The following is a 4,331-nucleotide window of genomic DNA, read 5'->3' as shown; positions in this document are numbered from 1 at the left end:
GGCTAATTCGCTTAATCTTCATTTGTTCCCCTTGCGGCCCGTCGGGCGGCGCGTCCACTTCGTTTCGATCAGGCGAGGTGAACCTAGTTGGCACGCCAAGAACCCCACCCGTTGTCGCCATAGGGGGACAAAGAGCAAAATGAGAGCACCGGTTGCAAACCGGACCCAGTTCGAGCAGAGTTTCATCCTGCACTCTTTGCCAGGCGTCCCGAAATGCCGCTTGGACCCTCACTCTTCACCGGCCGGAGCAGCTCTGCAATTGAAATTCTCTCCGGCGGCCTTTAGCGGACTTCAAGCGCTATGGCAGCGGAAACAGCTTCTTTCCTTAGCACGTTCACATCGGGGGCTATTTTGAAGCAGTTACATTTTTTTCGTGACGCTTGAATTTAATTGGATTGCCGACTGCTCCAGCAAGTTGCTCCCTGTTGCCAATACAATGGCATCGTGCTCCTAGGCACGAGGCCGGACGCGCTAAAGGGGAAATCGCAATGGTCCGACCGGAAACGCAATTCGCAGGTAGCAGAACACGCAGGGAGGTTATCAAGGGCGCGGTGGCAGGAGTGGGGGCACTTGCTCTTTCGTCCTGGACGCCCTCCAAGGGGTCGGCAGCGCCGAACAAAGGAGGTACGCTTCGCATCGGGCTTGGCCACGGCAGCACCACAGATACGCTCGATCCTGGCCTTTTTGACAACGACTTCACGATCTTTACCGGATATTGTTACCGTGGGCATCTGACTGAGATTGCGCCGGACGGAAAAATCATCGGGGATCTTGCTGAGAGCTTCGAACCCAGCTCTGATGCGAAAACCTGGAGGTTTAGGCTGCGCAAAGGAGTTGAGTTTCATAATGGAAAGACGGTAAATGCATATGATGTTGTCGCTTCCTTCCAACACCACATGGGCGAAAAATCCACATCAGCTGCCAAAGCCTTGCTGGGCGGGGTGGATATAAAAGCTGACGGCAAAGACGCGGTCGTTTTTACGTTGGATGGCGGCAATGTCGACTTCCCGTACATTGTAAGCGATTTCCACTTTGCAATAATGCCAGCAAATGCTGATGGTACCCCAGACTGGAGGTCCGGTGTCGGTACAGGCGCGTACAAGATCGAAAACTTTGATCCTGGTGTTCGGGCGGAATTCTCGCGGCAGCCTAACTTCTATAAAGAGAATGCAGCATTCTTTAATGGCGTCACGGTCTTGTCGGTACCTGACCTGACTGCTCGTCAGAACGCGTTAAGATCTGGCAGCTTCGACCTGATCGACCGGATCGATCTGAAAACGGCGCATCTGCTGGCCAGGGTACCCAATCTCGCAATCTTCGAGACAAAAGGCACCGGACACAATACGATTCCCATGGACGTGCGCAAATCGCCATTTGACAACGTCGATGTCAGGCTTGCTCTTAAGTACTCGCTTGATCGCGAAAAGCTCCTAGAAACAATCCTGTTAGGGCATGGTGAAGTCGGTAACGATCATCCAATCAGCTCGATGAACCGATATCATAACGGTGACTTGCCACAGAAAAAATATGATCCTGACAAAGCCAAATTTTACCTGAAGAGGGCCGGGAAATCGGATCTCTCGGTCGATCTTTATGTTTCGGATGCGGCATTTGCCGGTGCCGTGGACGCCGCGGTGCTTTACCAGCAGCATGCCAAAAGGTCTGGCATCAATATCAACGTCGTCCGAGAGCCCAACGACGGTTACTGGTCCAATATTTGGATGAAAAAATCGTGGTCTTTTTCATATTGGGGAGGTCGGCCGACCGAAGATTGGGCCTTCCTGACGGCTTATGCGCCCGGCGGCAATTGGAACGAGACATTCTGGCAAAATCCGCGGTTTTCCGAACTCCTTGTCGCTGCTAGGTCCGAGTTTGACGATAGCAAACGGCGGCAGATGTACTACGAGATGCAAGCTATCTTGAGCGACGATGGCGGCGCCATTGTTCCCCTGTTCAATAATTACGTGGATGGCGTAACCACCAAACTTCATATCCCGGAAGTGGTCGCTTGGAACTGGCCGCACGATGGCCACAAATGCCATGAGCGCTGGTGGTTTAACGCGTAGGCCAAATCAATGACATATAAGTGCGTCGCTAACGCGCCGCGATAACGAGATGGTAATGATGCACTCCGATGTACGCAAGAAAATCCAGGCCGAACTGCAGAAGAATGGCCTATCGGCCTATTTGGCTATCACGCCAGCCAACTTCTTCTACACTTCAGGGTATCACAGCAGTTTCCTGGACTTGAGTTGGCGCATGACTGGCACCGACATGGTCCTTGTCCCGGCTGATCCTGGCTTGGAACCGGTCATGATCGTCAGCGATTTCCTATCCGGTGCAGCCGAGCGGGCGACTGACATTCGTGATATCCGGCCATATTCAATGTGGATCGAAGCGCGCGATCTAGACGTCGTTGCTTCTCGGCCCAACGAGGCGCAGCCCGCTCTGCGACCGTTGCGGCCGGAGCAATACAATCACGCCGAGATTGCTTCGATTGTCGCCAGCATTCTCGAAGAATGGAAATGTCCCAGCGGACGGATCGGCACCGATTTGGACTTCATGCAAGTCGAAACGCAGACGCATCTGGCGAAGGCTTGTGACCGGGCTAAGTTCGTCGATGTTGCCGATATCATTTATAAGCTTCGTGCCATCAAACATCCTGAAGAAATCCGTCGCTTACGCAATGCGGCGCTCGTGTTCGACAACATGCTCGCACGAGCGTTCGGCGGCATCAAAGAGGGCTTTTCTCTCGAGGAGATGCGAGTCGAATGCGAGCTGGGTGCGATCGAGACGTTTAGAAGCAATCCGGCAATTGGCGAGTACCAAGGTAGTTGGGCATTCAATGCTATCGGTATTGGAGACACAAACCGGGTCAGGAATGGCGACGTTATCAAAGTCGACGCTGGAGTCCGCTTGAGCGGCTATTACAGCGATTGCGCACGGGTGACCATCTACGGCGAACCATCAAAAAGCGCATTGATGATCTACGAAGCTCTCAACAGGGGATACGATGCCGCCACTGGAGAGTTGAAGCCGGGCAACACGATGGGAAAGGTCCATCAAATTGCGCAGGAAACCGTGCGGTCTAACGGTCTGCCCAATTACACCAGGGGTCATTTCGGTCATTCGATTGGGATAGACAACCTTGTCGAGGAGCGCCCATTCATCGGGATGAACGAGACGGTTCTCAAACCTGGCATGGTAGTGTGCTTGGAGCTTCCCTACTATCCGCCCAGCGTAGGTGAGTTCAATATCGAGGATATGTGGCTAATCACCGACACTGGAGCGGAATGCCTCAATCATGCAACCCGCGATCTCCTTTTCATATGAATAATAGGGTAAGCTGGCGGACTCCACTGTGACGGTTTGAGCTGAAAGTTGCTGGCAGGGGTCGCGCCGCAGTTTGTGCCAAAGCCGCTGCGGCGGGGATTACGCATGACTGCGAGGAGCGCCTCCGGAACGAGGGAAAAGCGCAGGAACGGCCGCCTGCGACTGAAAGAAGGCACCAGCGAACGGGTGCCCCCGAGAGCATCCCGGCGAGATCATCTATCTCGAGTTCAGCAAGCTGTGCAGTGGACATCAACATCAACGGTGCGGCGGCCCTGATCCCGAAGGGACCGGGCGAGCAACCGGCGGGACGATCACGCTGGCGCGGCTGCATCGGGCGGACGAGCTGATCGGAGTATGGGTGCCGCGTGGTCCACGAAGCTGTCCGCGATCTGGTCCGGGCCGAGGAAGCCGCAGCCGACGACCTGCGCCGCAAACGCCAGCCAGCTGCTTTCCTTCCGTGAGTCGTCGAGGCCTATAAGGCCATGCGCGGCGCCCCGTTCCTGGTCGCAGGAATCTTCGCTCCCGAGATTGGCCGAGATTGGGGAAGTGCGTCGTGCGTCGCTTCGACGCGCCGCCGCAGTTGATGGCCGCCATGGACCAGATTTGGCAAGATGGCGCGCAACTGCTCGTCCAGGCGGTGTCGCTGAGCCGCGTCCTCAATCGCGTCGATCTTCTCCTGGAACACGATTTGCTGCGCGGTATGCTCGAAGCTCTAGCGGGCAAGCCAGCGACCTTTCTCGGCCTCGTCCCCGGGGGGCATTCGACGGGTGACACGGTGCGCCGGTTCGAGCCTTCTCCCCGGCAACCGACGCCCTGGTCGAAGCAGCATGGAACTGTCCTTCAGATCCTCCGTAAGCGTAGAGGGGACCCCATCTGGCGCCGTTTGAAGGGATTGGCCAGACATAGAGACACCGAAACGAAGGGGTGAGGAGCTCACGGTGTCAACTTCCATGTCTGCGTCTATGAACGATGATAGAAATTTCCATGTCATCGAGGCG

The 4,331-nt window shown here is 55.5% G+C and carries 3 protein-coding genes and 1 pseudogene; all 4 read left to right on the top strand.

The genetic code is table 11. The annotated features are described in order from the left end of the window. The first annotated feature begins 488 nt into the window (after positions 1–488). The 4 genes and pseudogenes from ACWGS9_RS34110 to ACWGS9_RS34095 all read left to right on the top strand — a co-directional run bounded on the left by ACWGS9_RS34110 (position 489) and on the right by ACWGS9_RS34095 (position 4,261). On the top strand, positions 489–2,066 hold the full coding sequence (locus tag ACWGS9_RS34110) for an ABC transporter substrate-binding protein (RefSeq protein WP_454509331.1): 1,578 nt from the start codon (positions 489–491) through the stop codon (positions 2,064–2,066). Between the two features lie 55 nt (positions 2,067–2,121). Continuing rightward, positions 2,122–3,333: a M24 family metallopeptidase gene (locus tag ACWGS9_RS34105; RefSeq protein ID WP_454509330.1), complete on the top strand. Its 1,212-nt coding sequence runs from the start codon at positions 2,122–2,124 to the stop codon at positions 3,331–3,333. Between the two features lie 310 nt (positions 3,334–3,643). Next, positions 3,644–3,773 (top strand): annotated as a pseudogene (locus tag ACWGS9_RS34100) (IS110 family transposase); the annotation flags it as partial. Positions 3,774–3,886: 113 nt separating this feature from the next. Then, entirely contained in the window at positions 3,887–4,261 is a 375-nt protein-coding gene (locus ACWGS9_RS34095; RefSeq protein ID WP_454509329.1) for a hypothetical protein, read from the top strand. Positions 4,262–4,331 lie beyond the last annotated feature (70 nt).

It is taken from the genome of Mesorhizobium sp. Arg314, assembly GCF_053714275.1.
This window is presented reverse-complemented; position numbering and strand designations above follow the sequence as displayed.

What these genes read in the sequence shown, in the direction of transcription:
- ACWGS9_RS34105 (WP_454509330.1), top strand. Translation starts at nt 2,122, where the DNA reads ATGATGCACTCCGATGTACGCAAGAAAATCCAGGCCGAACTGCAGAAG.
- ACWGS9_RS34110 (WP_454509331.1), top strand. Translation starts at nt 489, where the DNA reads ATGGTCCGACCGGAAACGCAATTCGCAGGTAGCAGAACACGCAGGGAG.